We start from the raw sequence: 243 nt of genomic DNA, 5'->3' as shown, positions 1-243 counted from the left end.
TTGCCATGATCAAGGCATCTTCGACGCCTGCTGAGGCCAAAGTTAAGCTGGTTGCTCACGGTTGGGAGTTAGGTCATGTTAAAGCCATGCTTGAGAAATCCGGCGATGATGCGGCGCGTCCTGAATGGTTAGAGCCTGAATACGGTATTCGAGAAGGTTCGTATTTCTTAACTGAAATACAAGCACAAGCGATCCTAGACTTACGTTTACACAAGCTGACAGGTCTAGAGCACGAGAAGATCC

1 protein-coding gene is annotated in these 243 nt (G+C 48.1%); it reads left to right on the top strand.

Annotated elements, in window-relative coordinates:
• On the top strand, nt 1-243 hold a 243-nt coding region (locus MTCD1_RS20090; protein ID WP_143760225.1), incomplete at both ends, for a hypothetical protein.

The sequence above is a fragment of the Colwellia marinimaniae genome (assembly GCF_002207865.1).
Taxonomy (GTDB): Bacteria; Pseudomonadota; Gammaproteobacteria; order Enterobacterales; family Alteromonadaceae; genus Colwellia; species Colwellia marinimaniae.
Note: the sequence above shows the minus strand (reverse complement) of the source record. Positions and strands in the feature narration are given on the sequence as shown.